At 62.1% G+C, this 16,408-nt stretch carries 16 protein-coding genes and 1 pseudogene; 5 read left to right on the top strand and 12 right to left on the bottom strand.

Translation table 11 applies throughout. From position 1 onward, the window contains the following. Positions 1-78 precede the first annotated feature (78 nt). The 8 genes from B0G38_RS18350 to B0G38_RS18385 form a co-directional block, all read right to left on the bottom strand. Entirely contained in the window at positions 79-1,227 is a 1,149-nt protein-coding gene (locus B0G38_RS18350; protein WP_264670761.1) for an FGGY family carbohydrate kinase, read from the bottom strand. 157 nt (positions 1,228-1,384) lie between these two features. Beyond that, complete coding sequence (locus B0G38_RS18355; RefSeq protein WP_264670762.1) at positions 1,385-2,128, bottom strand: GolD/DthD family dehydrogenase; 744 nt, start codon at positions 2,126-2,128, stop codon at positions 1,385-1,387. Between the two features lie 2 nt (positions 2,129-2,130). Next, positions 2,131-2,589 carry a ribose-5-phosphate isomerase gene (locus tag B0G38_RS18360; protein ID WP_264670763.1) on the bottom strand — a complete coding sequence of 153 codons (459 nt, stop codon included), beginning with the start codon at positions 2,587-2,589 and terminating at the stop codon, positions 2,131-2,133. A gap of 25 nt (positions 2,590-2,614) precedes the next feature. After that, a complete protein-coding gene (locus B0G38_RS18365) occupies positions 2,615-4,318 on the bottom strand; it encodes a dihydroxyacetone kinase family protein (protein ID WP_264670764.1) in 1,704 nt (567 codons plus the stop codon). Between the two features lie 87 nt (positions 4,319-4,405). Continuing rightward, the gene (locus B0G38_RS18370) at positions 4,406-5,470 is read right to left on the bottom strand and encodes a substrate-binding domain-containing protein (RefSeq protein ID WP_319801265.1); all 1,065 of its coding nucleotides are present in this window, start codon (positions 5,468-5,470) and stop codon (positions 4,406-4,408) included. Positions 5,471-5,514: 44 nt separating this feature from the next. Beyond that, complete coding sequence (locus B0G38_RS18375; RefSeq protein ID WP_264670765.1) at positions 5,515-6,537, bottom strand: ABC transporter permease; 1,023 nt, start codon at positions 6,535-6,537, stop codon at positions 5,515-5,517. After that, positions 6,527-8,089: a sugar ABC transporter ATP-binding protein gene (locus tag B0G38_RS18380; RefSeq protein ID WP_264670766.1), complete on the bottom strand. Its 1,563-nt coding sequence runs from the start codon at positions 8,087-8,089 to the stop codon at positions 6,527-6,529. Before B0G38_RS18380 ends, B0G38_RS18375 begins: the two co-directional genes overlap by 11 nt. Before the next feature lie 3 nt (positions 8,090-8,092). Further along, positions 8,093-9,103 (bottom strand): NAD(P)-dependent alcohol dehydrogenase, encoded by a 1,011-nt coding sequence (locus B0G38_RS18385; protein ID WP_264670822.1) that lies wholly within the window; start codon positions 9,101-9,103, stop codon positions 8,093-8,095. Between the two features lie 207 nt (positions 9,104-9,310). On the opposite strand from B0G38_RS18385, the gene B0G38_RS18390 reads away from it, so the two are divergent. Then, complete coding sequence (locus B0G38_RS18390; RefSeq protein WP_264670767.1) at positions 9,311-10,249, top strand: sugar-binding transcriptional regulator; 939 nt, start codon at positions 9,311-9,313, stop codon at positions 10,247-10,249. 347 nt (positions 10,250-10,596) lie between these two features. On the opposite strand, the gene B0G38_RS18395 is transcribed toward B0G38_RS18390, so the two are convergent. From B0G38_RS18395 to B0G38_RS18405, 3 genes are all read right to left on the bottom strand, one after another. Beyond that, positions 10,597-11,154 (bottom strand): hypothetical protein, encoded by a 558-nt coding sequence (locus B0G38_RS18395; protein ID WP_264670768.1) that lies wholly within the window; start codon positions 11,152-11,154, stop codon positions 10,597-10,599. Positions 11,155-11,272: 118 nt separating this feature from the next. Then, entirely contained in the window at positions 11,273-11,845 is a 573-nt protein-coding gene (locus tag B0G38_RS18400) for an MOSC domain-containing protein (RefSeq protein WP_264670769.1), read from the bottom strand. A 108-nt stretch (positions 11,846-11,953) separates the two neighbouring features. Then, positions 11,954-12,841 carry an EamA family transporter gene (locus B0G38_RS18405; protein WP_264670770.1) on the bottom strand — a complete coding sequence of 296 codons (888 nt, stop codon included), beginning with the start codon at positions 12,839-12,841 and terminating at the stop codon, positions 11,954-11,956. Positions 12,842-12,924: 83 nt separating this feature from the next. Between B0G38_RS18405 and B0G38_RS18410 the strand changes: the two genes are divergently transcribed. Together B0G38_RS18410 and B0G38_RS18415 are read left to right on the top strand one after the other, a co-directional pair. Beyond that, positions 12,925-13,863: a LysR family transcriptional regulator gene (locus B0G38_RS18410; protein WP_264670771.1), complete on the top strand. Its 939-nt coding sequence runs from the start codon at positions 12,925-12,927 to the stop codon at positions 13,861-13,863. Positions 13,864-13,976: 113 nt separating this feature from the next. Further along, positions 13,977-14,750, top strand: a complete 774-nt coding sequence (locus B0G38_RS18415; protein WP_264670772.1) for a hypothetical protein — start codon at positions 13,977-13,979, stop codon at positions 14,748-14,750. Positions 14,751-15,011: 261 nt separating this feature from the next. Here B0G38_RS18415 and B0G38_RS18420 read toward each other — a convergent pair. Then, a pseudogene (locus B0G38_RS18420) lies at positions 15,012-15,176 on the bottom strand (GMC oxidoreductase); the annotation flags it as partial. A 53-nt stretch (positions 15,177-15,229) separates the two neighbouring features. Here B0G38_RS18420 and B0G38_RS23360 point away from each other — a divergent pair. Then, a complete protein-coding gene (locus tag B0G38_RS23360; RefSeq protein ID WP_413542092.1) occupies positions 15,230-15,454 on the top strand; it encodes a LysR substrate-binding domain-containing protein in 225 nt (74 codons plus the stop codon). 153 nt (positions 15,455-15,607) lie between these two features. After that, positions 15,608-16,384 (top strand): type 1 glutamine amidotransferase domain-containing protein, encoded by a 777-nt coding sequence (locus B0G38_RS18425; protein ID WP_264670774.1) that lies wholly within the window; start codon positions 15,608-15,610, stop codon positions 16,382-16,384. The last annotated feature ends 24 nt before the right edge of the window (positions 16,385-16,408 follow it).

Here is a 16,408-nt window from a genome sequence, read left to right on the forward strand (position 1 = left end):
AGGAGGCGATTTTGCTTCCCGAACTCGCTGCAGCATAATCAGAGAACTGACCTGCACGGTGTCGAGAAACTCCACCACTCAGCGGGACGTAACCATCCGCTTCGTGTCGATCTGCTTTGCTCGGAGGCTATCGAGGGCATCGGCCAACAAGCACAACAGCCCCAGTACGGAGGCTCGAGCCATGTTTTCCGGGCTCATTGACGCTCGTGTGAGACCGACGAGACTGCCTGTGGCCTGGGGAAGGTTGGGAGTTCGTTCCCCATCCAGGTAGGGGACGAGGGTCAGCCCCTGGGCATCAAGGGGCGCCGCCGAGGCCAGGGCGTCAAGACCGGCCAGATCGACACCGAGCATGGCCGCGGTCGAGCCGAGAACCCGTGCGCCGTTGATGGTAGCCAGCAGCGGCAGCTTTTGGCCGCTGGCGTCGGCGAATCCGGCGATCGCACCGGAAGGATCACTGATCTGGTGTTCGGTCGAGGCGAAGACAGTTCCGCTCGTTCCAATGGATACGGCGACTTCACCGGGCTGCAGGGCGAGGCCCAGGGCAGCACCGGCATTATCGCCGCAGCCTGCGGCGACCAGTGTCCCGGTTGAAGTTTCGCCTGCCGGTTCGGCGGGCCCGATCACCGTGGGTAGATCGGGAGATCTTCCGAACGCCCACTTCAGGAGATCCTGCCGGTAGCAGTCTTGGGGCACCGAGTAGTAGCCGGTGCCTGAGGCATCGCTTCGGTCCGTAGTGGGATAGCCATTTCGGCCCAGGATCTGCCATGTGAGCCAATCGTGGGGAAGCAGCACTTTACTGACGCGGTCGGCAAGATCGGGGTGGTTTTCGGCTAACCAGGCCAGTTTGGTGATGGTGAATGAAGACACCGGGACGAGGCCGATCTCGTCGGCCCACTTCTGCGCGCCCAGCTCTTCCCGTAGCCGTTGGGCCTGGGGTGCACTTCGGACGTCGTTCCACAGCAGTGCATCGCACACGGGGGCATCATCCTCGTCCAAAGCGACCATGCCATGTTGTTGAGCGCTGACTGCCAGGGCGGTGACGTCGGCGAGTCCGGCCCCGGCTGCGGCTTGTAGTGCTTCCAGCCAGCGATCGGGATGGACAGCGGTTCCGTCAGGGTGGGGAGCAGAGGAGGTACTGAGGACCCGACCTGTTTCGGCGTCGACCCTGACAACTTTGCAGCTCTGGGTCGACGAGTCGATGCCAGCGACAACGGTGCCGGTAGTCATGGATAGCTCCTATCGTTTCCGCAAATGGCTGGCGGGTCAGGGATCGAGGGTGGTTGTAGGTGTGGCTCCGTCATGGCAGGCACCTGTTGCGCCAGGAGGCGGTCGATGGGAGGCCTTGCCTGCTTTACGTGTAAGGCCTCCCACGGTAGCCGGAGTTTCAGATGCTGGAGTAGCCACCGTCGATGAGGATGTTTTCCCCGGTGATCATTGCTGCTTCATCTCCGGCAAGGTAGGCGATGAGCGCGGCTACTTCTTCCGGTTGAGCGAACCGTCCCACAGGTATGAGCTTCTTCATGGCATCTCCCTTGTCTCCGGCCCACGCTTTTTTGCCCAAGGGAGTTTCGACGACTGTGGGGGATACGGCATTGACGGTTACTCCCCGGGGTGCCCATTCCATGGACAGGACTTTGGTCATCCCGACAAGTCCGGCCTTGCTTGCGCAGTAGGCAACGTGCTGGTCCAACCCGATTACGCTGGCTTGGGATGCAAGGTTGATGATGCGGCCGTGCCCTTTGTCGGTCATGACACGGCCGGCGGCCTGTGCCATCTTGAAGCTGGCGCTGAGGTTAACGCTGATGGTTGAGTCCCACATCATATCGGACAGGTCGAGGGCGCTGTCGAGCAGTACGACGCCGGCTGAGTTGACGAGGATGTCCACTGTTCCTGCTGCCCGCAGCGCCTCGTCGATCACCTGTGGGGCTGCGCCTTCGGCCGTCAGGTCTTTGGTAATCCCATGATGTCCGTCGCCGGGAAGGTCGGCCATCGCGGCAGTGATGGAATCACTGAGATCAACGCCGATGATCCGGGCGCCGCGTTCTGCGAAGTAAGCGGCAACCGAGTTGCCGATGCCGCTCGCGGCACCGGTGATGATGGCCACTTTCCCTGAGAAGTCTTGTCCCATGTCTAGCCCTCGTAACTGCCGATGGCAGCGACCTTTTGGGCGGAAGTGCTTTGCGGGTCAAACCGGTAGGCTACCCACTCCCGGACCAGATGGCGGGCCAGCTCGATTCCCACTACCCGCTGCCCCATGCACAGTACCTGGGCATTGTTGCTCAGTACCGAACGTTCAACGGAAAACGGGTCGTGGGCGGTGACGGCGCGGATACCTTTGACCTTGTTGGCGGCGATGGCAACTCCCAGCCCCGTACCGCAGACCAGCAGGGCGCGGTCGGCTTTGTCTTCGGCGATGAGCGTGGCCGCGTCAACAGCAATGTGGGGGTAGTCGGTATGGCCTTCGGCATCGACGCCAACATCTGCTACAAGTTCCACGTCCGGGTGGTCGTTCAAGTCCTTCTTGAGGATCTCTTTATAATCGAAGCCGGCGTCGTCGCAACCAATGACTACCCGTAGTTTCTTGTCCATAGTTGTACTCCTTGTGGTTGTGCTGTCAAAGACGTTTGAGTCCGGTGAGAATGAGGGCCATGGACGTGGCGCCGGCATCGGGAGTTCCAATGCTCTTTTCCGCTAAGGGCCGGGCCCTGCCGAGTTTTGGCTTCAGAGCGGCTGTTGCGGCTGCCGCTTCCGTGGCGGCGGAGGCCGCGTGCTCCCACGCAGACGGTAAAGGTGAATCGTTGCCCACCGAATGTCGAAGCTCGTCCAGGAATGGCACGAGGGCGTCGACCAAGGTTTTATCTCCGGGCTTGGCCCCGCCAAGTTCCGTGATGGCTTGGACGAAAGCCTCGACGGCGTTCACCGCGTCAACATCCGTGTAGTGTTCACGGGTATCAGTCAGCGAGGCGGCGGCGGCCTCAAGGGCGGCACCCCATAAGACGCCGGAGGTTCCACCGGCCGATTCAGCCCATGCGCGTCCGGATCTTGTCAGCAGCCAGGCGCCGCCGGCAGCTCCAGGGTATTCCGTTTGGGCGGCGGCCAGCGCCGCATCGATGCCCTTGACCATTCCCCGGCCGTGGTCGCCGTCACCGGCTACCGCGTCGATGTCGCCCAGCAGGGTTTCGTTGGTGTGCAGTATGTCCCTGGCCGTCTGGAGTCCTCGGTACACGGTCCCGGCCAGGGTGCGGGCGGCGCGCGTGGCGTGGGGGGCTTTTTCCTGCTCCGCTTCGGATCCGGCGTCTGTGTGTGCTGCGGCAAGCAGGGATGCGGTGGCTTCTTTTTGCTTACGGTAGGCCGGCGTGTAGGCGTCTGCAGTCCAATATGTTTCCAGTTCTTCGGTCAGCCAGGTGAGGGTCAGGGAGCAACCTCCCATGTCCAAGCTGGTGACGAGTTCTCCGACTTCTACGTCTACAGGTTCCAAGCCGGCGGTTTCCAGTTCGGTGGAAACGTGTTTCCAGAGTAGGAAGAGTTCTTCATATTTAGTGGTTCCGAGGCCGTTGATGATGACTCCAACACGGGTGCCGGGTTGGTCGGGTGCCTCTTTGAGGACGGACGTAACCAGGGTTTTGGCGAGTTCGTCGGCCCGCGGCAATGGTTCGTCGCGGATGCCGGGTTCGCCGTGGATGCCCAGCCCTAAACCGAGGTGGCCGTCGGGCACGCTGAAAAGGGGTTTGTCCGACCCGGGCATGGTGCAGCCTGAAAAGGCGACTCCGAGTGTCCGGGTAGCTGCATTTGCTTCCCGTCCAACGCGTTCTACCTCGTCGATGTCCAAGCCGGCAGCTGCTGCTGCCCCCATGATTTTGAAGACGGTGAAGTCGCCGGCGATCCCGCGGCGCTTGTCCTCTTCGGGAGCGGATGCGATGTCGTCGGTGACGACGACGATGCGGGTGTCGATGCCTTCCTTGCGGAGGCGTTCGGCGGCTATGCCGAAGTTCATGTTGTCGCCTGCATAGTTGCCGAAGCTGAGGATCACGCCCTGGCCTTGATGGGCTGCTTTTGCTACCGAATAGACGTGGGCGGCAGATGGCGATGTGAAGATATTGCCGACGACGGCGCCTGTGGCGAATCCGGGTCCGACAAGGCCGCAGAAGGCCGGATAGTGGCCGGATCCACCGCCGATGATGACGGCCACTTGCGGTTTGTCGGTCCGGAGGCTTACCGCGCCGCCCGGCACGCCGCGGATCCGGTCCTTGTAGAGGGATAGAAAGCCTGAGAATTGCTCTTCAGCGAACTCAGCGGGGTCATTGTATAACTGGGTCAAGGCGTGCTCCGCATGGGGGTTGGGGTTTTGTGGCAGGTGGACAGGGCCCGGAATGATCCGATCCGGGCCCTGCCGGTCGCCGGGGAGTTACTGTTCCTGTCCGGGGAGCCCCTCGTAGGCGATGTTTCCGCTTTCGAGGTTGCTGTCGATCATCTGGGGAAGTTTTTCCAGGAAGGCTTCGCGTTCGGTCACGACGTTCTTCATGGCGGCGTCGACGTTCTCGGGTGTGATGGCCGGCATGATGTACTGGGGCGTGGCTTCTACGGTTTCCCCACGGGCGAGTTTCGCCGCGACGGCGAGGCCTGCTGCCATCTCAACGGTTCCGTGCTGGAGGGATGTGCCGATGAAGTCTCCGCTCTTGACGGCCTTCAGGCCGTCTTCAATGCCGTCGATCCCGACGATTTTGACGTCGTCAATGCCGGACTCGTTCAACGCCTGAAGCGCACCCAGACCCATGTCGTCGTTCTGGGAGATCACGCCGTCGATGTCGGAGCCAAATGCCGAGATCCAGTTTTTCATCTTGTTGACCGCTTCATCGCGCTTCCAGTTGGCCGTGTCTTTGGCGAGGACCTTCACATCGGGGTTTTCGGCCAGTACCTTGTCAATTCCGGCGCCGCGGTCGATCTGGCCGGAGCCACCGATGGGGCCTTCCAGAATGACGACGTTGCCTTTACCTCCAAGGGCCTCCATCATCATCTTTGCCTCCTGTTCGCCTGCGGCGACGTCATCCGGCTGAACTGAGCCGGCGAGCTTGTCGCTCTTGAGGGATGAGTTGACATCGATGACAGGGATGCCGGCTTCTTCAGCGGCGGCAATCTGCGGCTGGAGCGAGTCTGCCTGCACCGGGTTGATCAGAATCGCGTCGACTCCCTGGTTGATGTACTGGTCAACCTGGTTGGCCTGGGTAGCCACATCGAGACCTGCGGAGTTCCACAGCATTTCGATGTCATTGGCCTTGGCATAGGCCTCCATGCCTGACTTGCCCTGCGTAACGAAGGAAGACATGTCATAGACGGTGACGCCGATGGTGGTCGCGCCGTCTTCGCTACTCCCGGCGGAGGTGTCTCCGGCCCCGCACCCGGACAGGGCGAGGGCCGCCGCTGCGGCAATGCCAGCGGTTTGGAAGATCCTTGAGGTGCGCATGGCTTTCATCTGTTGTTTCCTTCTCTTGTTCTTACGTTTGACGGGATGCGTGTCTAGCTGGTTCGGCGTTTGGCAGCCCAGACGTCGATGGCGACGGCCAGAACGATGAGCACACCCTTGATGACGTCCTGCCAGTACGAGGGGACGATGAGCAGGTCAAGGCCGTTGTTGAGCGTCTGGATCAGGAGGAGGCCGATGGCTGTTCCCCAGATCGTGCCCCGGCCGCCCATGAGAGACGCGCCGCCGATTACGACGGCGGCGATGGCGTCGAGTTCGTACCCGACACCCAAATTGGGTGCACCGGAGATGACGCGGGACGCGAGCATGAGGCCGGAGACCCCGGCCAGGACGCCGCTGATGGTGTAGACGCTGAAAAGGATCCGCTTGGACTTCACTCCGGCGATTTCAGCGGCGAGCCTGTTGCCGCCTACAGCGTAGACGCGCATGCCGTAGGAGGTGCGCTTCATGACGATGGCCAGGCCCACGATGCACAGGATCATTAAGAGGACGGGAATTTTCAGGCCCAGGACTTCCGTGTTGGCGATCGATCCGAAGCTGGCCGGCAAGCCGTTGATTGGTGCGCCGCCCCCGATAACGTAGGCGATGCCCGAAGCGAGGGTAAGCATTCCCAGTGTGGCGATGAAGGGAGGCACGTTCATCCGGCTGACTACGAAACCGTTGATCGCCCCTGCAGCCAGCCCGACGGCTACGGCGATGAGGATCGTCAGGAGGAGGTTGCCGTTGGTGGCTTTAGCAACGTATGCGGCTGCCATTGCGCTTGCGGCGATAACGCTGCCGACGGACAAATCGATGCCTCCGGTCAGGATGACCAGTGTCTGTCCCAGCGCGATGAGCGCGAACGGTGCGGCGGCGATCAGGATGGTCGTCAGGTTGTCCATCGTCCCGAAGCGGGCGCTCTTGTAGAGGAAGAACGCGATTACGAACAGCATGACCACGACCATCGCGTGGCGGATTGCGAATCCTTCCATCTTGGCCCAGGTAAACCGTTTGCGGGTCTCCTGTTGGCCGGGTCCGGTGACAGAAGGTTCGAGCGTAGTGCTTCGATTACTTGTCATTGTTTTCGATGTCTTTCTTTGTGGAGGCTTCCAAGCCGGACGCCAGCCGGAAAATCTTTTCTTGGGCAGAGGGCTCCAGCAGTTCGGCCTTGTCCAGTTCCCCGGCCACGGCCAGACCGCGCATGACAAGGGCCCGATGGGAGAGGCTAAGGATCTCCGGCATGTCGCTCGAAGCCATGACCACCGCCATGCCTTGCTCGGCGAGATCGACGATGATCCTATAGATTTCACTGCGGGCGCCTACATCCACGCCCCGGGTGGGCTCGTCCAGGAGGAGAACATCCACCGGGCCGGTCAACCAACGGCCGAAGACCACTTTTTGCTGGTTTCCGCCCGAGAGCGTCTCCATGCTCTGTCCAAGACCCCGGCTCTTAAGGTTCAGGGATGTCATGATTTCGCCGATGCTGCCGGAGCGCTTTTTGTTGTTGATCCAGCCTGCACTGCTGAAGGAACCGATCCTCGGCAGTGACGCGTTGTCCAGCACGCTCATGGACAGCACGGCTCCCGCGCCCTTACGGTCTTCGGGAACAAGTGCGATCTTTGCCGCGATCGCGGCTGCCGGATTTCCCGACGCGACCGTCTTACCCCCCACTTTTACGGAACCGCTCGAGGCTTGGCGCATGCCGAAAATGCTTTCCAATAATTCAGTGCGTCCGGCGCCGACGAGCCCCGCCAGTCCGAGAATCTCACCCCTGCGGACGGAAAAGCTGATCGGCGGCGTTCCGGAACCGATCACGAGATTGTTGACAGAGAGCGCGGTCTCTTCCCCGGCAGTGCCGATATCCGGGAACATGTCCTCGAGTTCCCGCCCGATCATTGCCTCGATAATGTCGTCGTCCGAGAGCTCACGTAAGGGCTTGTCTTCAACGAGGTTGCCGTCGCGGAGGACGATGACCCGGTCCGCCATGGCCCTGATCTCTTCCATCTTGTGAGTGGTAAAGAGCATGGCTACGCCCTGGTCCCGCAGTGACCGCACGACACTGTACAGGCGTTCGACCTCCTGCTCGGCGATGGCGCTGGTCGGTTCATCGAGCAGGAGGACGCGGGCGCCTCGGCTTGTGGCTTTGACAATCTCAATGATCTGGCGGATTCCTACGGGCAAAGATCCCATCCGCAGAGCCGGGTCGATGTCCAAACCGAAGGGCTTCAGGAATTCCTTGGCTTTGCGTATCATCGCGCGCCGATTGAGCAATCCTATGGGAGACCGCAGCTCACGACCGACGAACAGATTCTCGTAGACGGTCATCTCGGGGATGGAAGCCAGTTCCTGCGGAACGATGGCTACCCCGAGCCGGTGTGCCGCTTGGATGTCACCGGAATGAAGCTGTTCTCCACGGACTTCCACGCGGCCTTCATCAGGTTTGTATTGGCCGGAAGCGATTTTCATCAATGTTGACTTTCCAGCGCCGTTTTCACCCGCCAATGCGGTGACGGTACCGGGTTCGAGGGCAAGGGAGAATCCCTTCAACACGGGGATTCCGCCGAAACTCATGCGTATTCCGTGGCACTCGATCATCGCGGTGGAGACCAGGGTCGCGTCATTTGGGTGCATTATTCACACCCCCGGGCGCACGATGGTTTTCATGCTTTCAGGTTTAGTGGAATTCAGGAGGGCCTGCGGGACTTCGGCCAGCCCGTAGACTCCGGTGACCAGACTATCCAGATCGACCTTGCCGGTCCGCACCAAGTCGATAGCGATGGGCCAGGTGTTCGCGTACCGGAAAATGCCCGTGACGACGAGCTCCTTGCTTTGAATCAGGGAGATGGGCAGGGCAACTTCATCTGCTCCCATGCCTACCAGCACGATCCTGCCGGCCGGTGCGACATTACGGATGCCGCTCTGAAGCGCCGGAGTGGCCCCGGAGGCTTCAATGAAGGCGTCAACATCAAGTCCCAGATTGACCATGTCGGTACTCATGGGGTCGATTACCCTATCTGCGCCAAAGTGCAGCGCTTTCTCCCGACGCTGGCCGTTGAGATCGGAAACGATCACCTCCGTGGCGCCATATGCCTTGGCAACCTGGGCGCAGATGATGCCGATAGGCCCGGCACCTGTAATCAATACTCTCGCGCCGGGGGTTACCTGTGCTTTTTGCATGGCGGCGATGCCCACAGACAGGGGTTCCATGAGGGCTGCCGCCTCGTCGCTGATCTCGTCCGGCACGGCAAAAGCAAAGTGAGACTGGATTTTCACGTACTCCATGAAGGCACCGTCTACAGGAGGTGTGGCATAGAACTCCATGGACGGATCCAGATTGTATGCCCCCGCAAGTGTCTGCTTTGAGTGGGGGTTGGGCCGCTGCGGCTCAATCGAAACACGCTCGCCCAACCGCCCCGGGTTCACCGCCGTCCCCACGGCTACGATGGTGCCGGCCGCCTCGTGTCCGAGGACCAACGGTGACTTCACCACGAAGTCGCCGATCCGGCCTTCATTGAAGTAATGCACATCAGAGCCGCACACACCCACTGCGGAGATGCGGACAAGAACCTCGTCCGCCTCCAACTCGGGCAGCGGACGGCTTTCGACCTCCACCGAGCGGGGTCTGACCAGCACGCTGGCCTTCATGCTCTCCGGCAATTCAGTTTCCACCGATTGCTTCCCTCCGTACTTGGATACCGATCGCAGATCAGAAGGCTGACGTGGCCTGCGACACCTGCTGGGAATGAGTATGACCTATATCTCCTCATATGTGCAAGTGATTGCTCACATGAGCAGGCTGTGAAAAGATACTTGTATGCGCGAAGGTGAAAAGATGAGATACGGGGCGAGGAAATGACGCCGCTGGGGCCGGACGCTCTCGTCCGCGCGGCATACATTGCCCAACAGCATTTCATCGAAGGAAAAACGCGTATCGAGATTGCCGAGGCTACCGGGCTCAGTCGCTTCAAGGTTGGCCGGTTGCTAGATCAAGCTATAGCCATGGGCGTAGTGAAATTTGAGATCGCGAGCCCGTCGTCCATCGATCTTGAGCTTTCCGTCGAGCTGCAGAAGGCCTACCGGCTTGATCGGGCTGTCGTCGTTAATCTGCCTTCACAGACCCCCGACATTGTCCAGCAACATCTTGGCAGCACCGCCGCAGATCTTCTGTCCGAAATTCTGACCGACGACGACGTGCTGGGCCTGACTTCGGGCCGCACCGTCAATGCTCTGGCCCGTGCTCTTCGATTCCTGCCTAGGTGTGAAGTCGTACAGCTGGCCGGTATCGCAGGTCCGATACAGGAGACCGGAGTCGAAACCATTCGGCGGGTGAGCGCTGTGGCCGGGGCCAAGCCATGGACCATATATGCGCCACTGATCGTCAGCGATGCGGCTACCGCTGAAGGCCTGCGCAGGCAGCGCGATATTCAGGCAACCTTTGAGCAGTTTGACCGGGTAACCGTCGCCGTGGTGGCGGTGGGCAGCTGGTCACCAGCCGACTCCCAGATGGTAGAGAACCCCGCCCTTGAAGAGCATGACCGCGACAGTCTGGTGGCTCAAGGTGTACGCGCGGAAGTTTGCGCAACTCTGATTACTGACGAAGGTCAGATCATTCATGACGTGGATGAGCGATGTGTTGCAATTTCTGAAGCCCAGCTTCGGCGAATCCCACATGTAATAGCCGTGGCCGGTGGCAAACTAAAAACCGCAGCCGTCCGTGCTGTACTGGCTTCCGGACTGGTACATTCGCTGGTAACCGACGCGGATACGGCACGCAGTCTTCTTCCAAAGTAGGAAGCCCGAAAGTGGAATGCTCCGGCAGAGGCCTCGGCGCCCATCCGACTGATGTCCTCGGCCGATCCGTATAGGACCACGAATGCGCAAGGGAGGCCGCCGGCAGTTTTGGCGGCGGAACGATCCGCCAAGCCTGCTTTCTCTCATTCCACTGCTGGTTGTCCTGTGTCGATAACCGCTGATCTGTCCGAGCAAATACTGGTTGGGAATACTTCACGTGAACGATAACTAGTGATTTCGGCGGCGTTGCCAGCGGGCGCGGAGGCGGAGCGCCAGCGCCTGTCCGCGGGTTCTGCCGCAGGTTCTGTCGCGCGGTGCGGCATGATTATGGCGGGGCGTCCGGAGAGTCACGCTGGAGACGTTTTCGTGTGCTTGGGGTCCGTCGTCGCCGGCAGGTTACCGGTCCGTTCATCGTCGAAGGTGTTCAGGTGTGCCAGCCGGTACGCCAGGCGCATTGCTTGGCGGGCGGCTGCGATTTCGGCGTCGGGGCTGCCGGCGCTTCGGTGCAGGGCGGCTGCCCATTCGAATTCCTGCGCCGCTTCCAGATGGCGGCCTTCTTCGAGGAGTCGGCGCCCGGTGTGGTGGTGGACGCCGGCCTCCGCGGACGGGGTTCGGGCCAAGCGTAGGGCTTCGCCCTGCAGCCATGCTGCTTCGTCCCAGCGGTACTGGCATTGGTAGATATGTGCCAGCAGCAGCAACGGGCCGAACCGGTTGTCGGAGCCGGCGAGCAGTTCTTCGGCCTCGGCTGCGGCGTCATTGAGGCGTCCGAGCTGGCACAGCGCCCAGATCCGTTTCGTCGGCGTGCCCTCCCTGGCCTGCGCTCGGGCAGCGTCCGGTTCCAGGAGGACCTCGCGCAGGGTGCCCTGGTCCGGGACCCCGATCGGTACGGAGGCTTTCTCATCCATGGCTCTAACGGGCAGGCTTTCTGGAACGGGGAACAGGGACGGCCGCGCGGAGCGGATATGTCAGCCTAGGGCATAGCGCAGGCAAGTTGAAACGTTTAATTGATTTTTGTTCCAGAAATTAGGGTAGCCGCCCAGCTCTGAGCCTGGCTGGTGCACCAGCCAGATCGGGTTGGAGGGGCACCGGGCTGAGCAGTACTGCAGGTCCCCGGTGGAGGATGCCGTCTGATAGTGGTTGGCAGCGCAGGCCTCCTCGCCCGCGCATTACGGCGTGGGCGCCGGGAGCCAGCATCCGGTCCATCCAGACGCAGGGATGGGCATGCCGTCCGCCTCGGAGCTGCACGGTTTCCCCACGGGATTCCAGTGCGAATTCCTCACCGATGAGTGGAGCCAGATGGGCTCCGCGCAGGACCACGTTGCGCCGGGCCAAGAGCGGATCAAACGGCGGGACCTCGAGCTCGGCGGCGATGGCTTCGAGGGATTCGACGGCCATCAGCGTGACCGCCGCATCCATGTGCGCTGCCTTCCCGAAGAATCTGTCGCCCACAATTCCTTTGCCCGCTACCACTTCGACCCGGTCGAGATCCGACGTGGGGACGCTGGCAGCGCCGTCCTTTGACCGGCCGAAGTAGGCGTGGCCCGATGACACCAGCAGGTGAAGGATCTCCACGCTGTACCTGTACGTCGTCGTCATTTCACTGTGCTCTCTCGGACTGCTCCACGTCTGTAGGGCGACCCTATCGGTCGGGAGTGTGTCGTGTATACGGCGCCGTGCTGCTGCGGATTCGGTAGTTGTGATCGGTTATCTGACGGGCAGGGTCTCGGGGCTGGTGGTAACCGGAGGGCGGTTTCCGGTGCGGGTGGCGCCGATGCCGGCGGTGATGACCAGGACGATCCCGAGGATCGCGAAGGGACTGGGCGCCTGGCCGAGGAAGGCGAGGCCGACGGCCATGCCGATGGCCGGTTCCAGGCACATCAGCGTGCCGAAAGCCGCGGCGGTGAGCCGGCGCAGGGCCAGCAGCTCGAGGCTGAACGGCACTACCGGCAGCAGCAGTGCCAGTCCGACGCCGGCCAGCAGCAGGCGCCAGTCGAGGTGTGTGAACGCTTCCGGTCCCACTGTGAATGTTGCGACGAGCGCCGCGACCGGCATGGAGACGGCCAGGGCGCCCAGTCCTTCGGCGGCGTCGCCCGCGCGCTGGGTCAGGAGGATGTAGGCGGCCCAGCAGAGGGCCGCACCCAGCGCGAAGAGCACGCCCACGCCGTCGGTCTGGCCATGCCAGGGCTCGGTTAGTGCGACTACGCCTGCGCCGGCTACGAGTGCCCACAGCCGTGACACCCCTCGCCCGCGCACCAAGGCCACGCCCAGCGGGCCGAGGAATTCAAGCGCGACGGCGGTGCCCAGAGGCAGTCGCTCGGCCGCGGCCATGAACAGGATGGTCATGCCGGCCGTGGCGACGCCGAGCAGGACGCAGGTGCGCAACGCCGCAGGGCTGAAGCGGATCCGCCAGGGGCGTGCGATGGCGACCAGGATCACGGCCGCCCACGCAAGGCGAAGCCATGCGACGCCTCCGGCGCCGAGTCGGTCTACGAGTCCCACCGAAACGGCCAGACCTATCTGAACGCAGCACATGGCGGCGAACGCCATGGCGGTGCCGGAGGTCGTGCCGGAGATGCGGAGCGTAGTTGTCATCCCACTAGTAGAACCGGAATTCTCTCTTCACGTCCACGTGATGATTACGCGCATACCGTTCATAAAACATGGACAATCAAGGAGTGGATATTCGACGGCTCCGAACGCTGCTTGAGCTCTCGCGCAGCGGGTCGATGCGGGAGGTGGCCGACCTGCTCGGCACTACGACCTCGACGGTCTCGCAGCAGATCGCGCTGCTCGCCCGCGAGACGGACACGGTCCTTCTGGAGCCTGAAGGCAGGGGCGTGCGCCTCACTCCAGCCGGACGGCGCTTGTCCGAGCACGCCGCCACTATCCTCGCCGCGGTCGAGGCCGCGCGGGCCGACCTTGACCCGGAGGCCGCACCATCGGGCACGCTCCGGGTGGCTGGCTTCGCCACCGCGATCCGCAGGAACATCATCCCCACCGTCAAAGAGGCCGCCGTCAGCCATCCGGCGCTCAGGATCGCCGTGCAGGAACATGAGCCGGCCGAGGCACTTGAAATGCTCCTGGCGGACAGGACGGACCTCGCACTGACCTACGACTACAACCTCGCCCCGGTCCTCGACGATCCCCGGCTCGACAGACTTCCGCTCTGGTCCACGCCTTGGGGCCTTGGCGTCCCTGCACATGACAAGCAATTGGTGCAGGGAAGCGCCCCGGAGGTCTTCAGAGCCTTCCGCGACCGGGACTGGGTCGGCAACTCCCGCAACCGGGCCGACGAGGTTGCGGTGCGGTCTATCGGCTCCCTCGCCGGCTTCGAACCCCGCCTGCGCCACGAGGCCGACAGTCTCGATCTAGTCGAGGACCTCATCCTTGCCGGTATGGGGGTCGGGCTGCTGCCCGCGGATAGGAAGCCGCCACCCGGCGTCGTAATCATCCCGCTTGCCGAGCCCGAAGTCCGGCTGCGCGCCTACGCCCATACGAGGAAAGGGCGCACCACGTGGCCGCCGTTGCGTTACGTGCTTGCCCGGCTCAAGGTCCTGAATGGACCTGTCTCACAGCAACAGGGATTCCGCCAGAAGGTTGTGAGGCACACTTAACGAGAATCCTCGTCCCGGAAGAAATTTAAGACGATGAGCCGTCTCATATCTTTAGGGATGCGAGACGCCAGAATAACGACGCGCTGTGGCCAAACGGCCAGTATCATCGAAACATGCCTTATCAGCCCATCGTTCCCGAGGGCCAGCACCTCGGGACTTCACACAAAGTCGATGGTGCTGTTACTGGCCACCTCTTCGAAGATGGCACCAACGAACTCAAAGGACACGCCGCCTGGCAGTGGGTCGACGAGCCCGAACCGGACTACTCGCCGAGCTACGAATACGAGTGGTCTCGTGAACCGACGCCAGCAGAGCCGCGTCAACTGACGCCAGAAGAGCGGGAGCTGGCCGAGAAAATTGCTGCACTGATCGTGGCAGGCACCGTTCGGGCCGTCGCAGCGGCGACGCCGCACATGAAACGCTGGTGGAACGAGAAGGCCGTTCCGCCCGTGAAATCTGTCTGGAAGCGCGTTACCTCGCCGCGCAGGGCGAACAGCCAGGCCGCTGCTGCCACGTCTTCCTCTCTGAGCCAGGCCACGTTCGTAGCGTCCGCAACGGGAGTGGAGGTTGCGGTCAGGGAATCCAAGATCAGTATGGGAAGTGCCGAGTGGGCGCAACGCTTCCGAGCAATGCTGGCAGCTGGTGCTTTCAAAGACGAGCAGCTGCGAATTCTCTCCAGCGCCCGAATCGAGGATGGCGACCCACTCCTGGAAACGCAGAGCAAAATGGAGCAGCTGACGCCTCAGCAGTTTGCCGATCGCATCAAGTTGATGCTTGAGGCCAATCCCTCGTTGCTTGACGAAGAGACCTCAGCGGAGTTGACGAGAGTCTTTAGCGCGTTGTCAAAGCCTTCTAATGACCCTGGACTGACGCAATCAATGCAGTGACGACGCGGTTGGTCGCTCATCCAGCGAACTTGACGATCTTCATCAGGCATTCGAGCTGACAGGCCGGGCTACAACCTCTGCCCATGGCCTTGAGTCAGAGTTCCTTGAGCCAGTGGAACGCGGTCAAGGGAGAGTAGAACGCCTCATCCCATGCCCCCAACACGGGGATTCCAGCGTCTCCGACAAACGTTACCGCGAGTCTAGTTCCTAGGTTTCGCGCACGGTTGGTGGCGGAAGCTTGATCGCTCCCGCCACCAGCGATTAGACGAGGGACGCGCTGAGGTTCGCGTCCGCCGTCGTTGTTTGGATGGTTTGGCTGGCCTGGATGAGGTCGGCGCAGCGCTCGCCGATCATCATGACGGTGAGGTTGGGGTTGACCGTCACGTGCTCGGGCATGACCGAGGCGTCGGCGACGCGCAGGCCGGTGCGGACGAGGTTTTAGTGCGGCCATCGGTTCCCTCGCAGGCTTCGATCTCCGGCTGCGCCACGAAGCTGACAGTCTCGATCTCGTCGAAGACCTCATCCTTGCAGGCATGGGCGTCGGATTGCTGCCCGCGGACAGGAAGCCGCCGCCCGGCGTCGTAATCATTCCCCTCGACGAGCCCGAAGTCCGGCTTCGGGCCTATGCCCATACGAGGAAAGGGCGTACGATGCGGCCGCCGTTGCGCTACGTGCTTGCCCGCCTCGAACGGGGAGCGCGCTAGACGCCCTCTCCGCAGTAGCGAGGAACGGGGGGCCAGTTACCAGCCGTGGGCTTCCAGTCATCGCGCGCGGACGAACTCGTACGGTTCTACGACATCGGGAGGACCCGAATCTGGGCTAGGCGTAGGGTGGAATCTAGACGATAGGAGCACTTCATGAAGAAAATCCTCATGGTACTGACCAGCGTTTCCGAGTTCGGCGATACAGGCGAGAAGACCGGCTACAACGTGGCCGAGGCTGCACATCCCTGGAAGGTCTTCAAAGATTCCGGGCATTTCGTCGACTTCGCGTCCATCCAGGGCGGCCAGCCCCCGCGCGACGAGGTGGACTCGGAAGATCCTATCCAGGTTGCCTTCACGAAGGACGAGGTCACGCGCGCTGGGCTTTACAACACTGCCCGCGTCGACGTTATTGATCCCGGTCAGTACGACGCCGTCTTCCTCGTGGGAGGCCACGGCACCATGTGGGATTTCCCGGATAGCGAAGGCTTGCAGAATCTGGTGGCCAGCGTCTACAACGCCGGCGGCGTGGTGGGCGCGGTCTGTCACGGGCCGGCCGGCCTGCTGAACGTGGAATTGGAGAACGGGCTTCGCCTCGTCGAGGGCCGGAGGGTGGCGGCCTTCACCAACGAGGAGGAGGTTGCCGCGGGGAAGGACAAGGTCATCCCGTTCTTTTTGGCAGACCGACTTGAGGAACAGGGGGCCACCCACGTCTCCGCTGATGTCTTTGAGGAGAAGGTCGTGGTCGACGACCGGCTGGTGACCGGCCAGAACCCGGCTTCAGCCGCCGGCGTGGCCAAGGAGATGGAGAAGCTCCTTGCGGAGGTCATCCACCAGGAAAAAGCCGAGGAACAGCACGAGACGGAGACTCTGCGCGCCGAGAAGGACGCCGAGAAAAACGCCAAGAAGGCTGCCGCAGAAGCGGAGCACTAAAACCAAAAGGGCGGACCACGTGGC

The sequence above is a fragment of the Crystallibacter permensis genome (assembly GCF_025960875.1).
Lineage (GTDB): Bacteria > Actinomycetota > Actinomycetes > Actinomycetales > Micrococcaceae > Crystallibacter > Crystallibacter permensis.

Excerpts from the sequence above, each read along its gene's own strand:
- B0G38_RS18400 (WP_264670769.1), bottom strand. The coding sequence starts at position 11,845 with ATGACGACGACGTACAGGTACAGCGTGGAGATCCTTCACCTGCTGGTG.
- B0G38_RS18355 (WP_264670762.1), bottom strand. The coding sequence starts at position 2,128 with ATGGGACAAGACTTCTCAGGGAAAGTGGCCATCATCACCGGTGCCGCG.
- B0G38_RS18415 (WP_264670772.1), top strand. The coding sequence starts at position 13,977 with ATGCCTTATCAGCCCATCGTTCCCGAGGGCCAGCACCTCGGGACTTCA.
- B0G38_RS18390 (WP_264670767.1), top strand. The coding sequence starts at position 9,311 with ATGACGCCGCTGGGGCCGGACGCTCTCGTCCGCGCGGCATACATTGCC.
- B0G38_RS18425 (WP_264670774.1), top strand. The coding sequence starts at position 15,608 with ATGAAGAAAATCCTCATGGTACTGACCAGCGTTTCCGAGTTCGGCGAT.
- B0G38_RS18405 (WP_264670770.1), bottom strand. The coding sequence starts at position 12,841 with ATGACAACTACGCTCCGCATCTCCGGCACGACCTCCGGCACCGCCATG.
- B0G38_RS18350 (WP_264670761.1), bottom strand. The coding sequence starts at position 1,227 with ATGACTACCGGCACCGTTGTCGCTGGCATCGACTCGTCGACCCAGAGC.
- B0G38_RS18380 (WP_264670766.1), bottom strand. The coding sequence starts at position 8,089 with ATGCACCCAAATGACGCGACCCTGGTCTCCACCGCGATGATCGAGTGC.
- B0G38_RS18395 (WP_264670768.1), bottom strand. The coding sequence starts at position 11,154 with ATGGATGAGAAAGCCTCCGTACCGATCGGGGTCCCGGACCAGGGCACC.
- B0G38_RS18360 (WP_264670763.1), bottom strand. The coding sequence starts at position 2,589 with ATGGACAAGAAACTACGGGTAGTCATTGGTTGCGACGACGCCGGCTTC.
- B0G38_RS18370 (WP_319801265.1), bottom strand. The coding sequence starts at position 5,470 with ATGAAAGCCATGCGCACCTCAAGGATCTTCCAAACCGCTGGCATTGCC.
- B0G38_RS18385 (WP_264670822.1), bottom strand. The coding sequence starts at position 9,103 with ATGAAGGCCAGCGTGCTGGTCAGACCCCGCTCGGTGGAGGTCGAAAGC.
- B0G38_RS18375 (WP_264670765.1), bottom strand. The coding sequence starts at position 6,537 with ATGACAAGTAATCGAAGCACTACGCTCGAACCTTCTGTCACCGGACCC.